The organism is Streptomyces sp. KR55, from assembly GCF_052245645.1.
Taxonomy (GTDB): domain Bacteria; phylum Actinomycetota; class Actinomycetes; order Streptomycetales; family Streptomycetaceae; genus Streptomyces; species Streptomyces flavusporus.
In genome coordinates, this window is record NZ_JBQQCE010000944.1 from 1 (window position 1) to 1091 (window position 1091).

Annotated in this window: 1 protein-coding gene and 2 pseudogenes; 1 reads left to right on the top strand and 2 read right to left on the bottom strand. The window is 74.8% G+C overall.

Annotation, left to right across the window (positions count from 1 at the left end):
* Positions 1–140: DUF5995 family protein (locus ACTWQJ_RS51690; protein ID WP_443313254.1), on the bottom strand; the 140-nt coding region annotated here is incomplete at its 3' end.
* Positions 141–332: 192 nt separating this feature from the next.
* Between ACTWQJ_RS51690 and ACTWQJ_RS51695 the strand changes: the two are divergent.
* A pseudogene (locus tag ACTWQJ_RS51695) lies at positions 333–803 on the top strand (glycoside hydrolase family 6 protein); the annotation flags it as partial.
* Here ACTWQJ_RS51695 and ACTWQJ_RS51700 read toward each other — a convergent pair.
* A pseudogene (locus ACTWQJ_RS51700) lies at positions 787–1091 on the bottom strand (DUF5995 family protein); the annotation flags it as partial. The pseudogenes ACTWQJ_RS51695 and ACTWQJ_RS51700 sit on opposite strands and share 17 nt — an antisense overlap.

Consider the following 1091-nt stretch of genomic DNA (forward strand, 5'->3'; position numbering starts at 1 on the left):
CGGTCGACGGCCTCGGTGACGGCGAGGTAGACGCGGTTGAAGACCGCGACCCCGTCCCGCGCCGGAAGGGCCGCGTCCAGCGCGCGCATCCGGGCGACCACCGTGTCGACGGGAGTGGTGAACTGTTCCAACTGCGTCATGGGGGCAGGGTCCCAGTTCTAGGCTTGCCCGAGTGCCGACGGGCCCGACGCTTCCCCGGAACGGGGGAACGCGTCCGTCGCGCGGGGCCGAGAACGGGCCGAAGAGGGGGGAGCAGCACCGTGTCAGGCTTACGTGCCCGGCGCCTGGCCGCTCGCAGGGCCGAGCGCCGTCGCGCCGCCCGGCGGGGCACCATGGTGGCGGCGGCTTCCGTCGTGGTCGCGGTCGGCACGGTCACCGGCGTGCTGACCGCGTGGGACGACGGGGACGGTTCGGACCAGGCGCGGCCGTCGCCGAGCGGGTCCGCCTCGACCCGTCTGGAGCGCCTGCCGGTCGTGCCGTCGTCGCCGGGGACACCTTCTCCCTCGCCGCCTTCGTCTGCATCCGCATCCGCGACCGAGAAGGGGGCGCCCACGCCCTCGCCCAGCCGGACCGAACGGGAGCAGCGGACCGCCACCGTGCACACCCGTCTCTACCGCCACCCCGAGTCCCAGATCCTCAACTGGGTGCGGGCCAACCCCGACGACCCGCGCCGCCCGGTCATCGAGTCCCGTATCGCCGACCAGCCGGCCTCCGTGTGGTTCGCCGACTTCACGCCCGCGACCATCACCTCCCGGGTCGCGGCCGTCACCTCCGGCGCCGCCGAGCAGGGCCGGGTGCCGGTCGTCGTGGTGTACGCCATCCCGGACCGCGACTGCGGCGGCCACTCCCAGGCGGGCGGCGCTCCTCGGCGGCCGCGTCGACCGCCGCCAGATAGCGTTCCGCGAACCGCACGTCCAGCGTGATCGCGGCCCGCGGGTCCGGGAACCGTCCGGCGTCGATGCGCCGGTCGACGGCCTCGGTGACGGCGAGGTAGACGCGGTTGAAGACCGCGACCCCGTCCCGCGCCGGAAGGGCCGCGTCCAGCGCGCGCATCCGGGCGACCACCGTGTCGACGGGAGTGGTGAACTGTT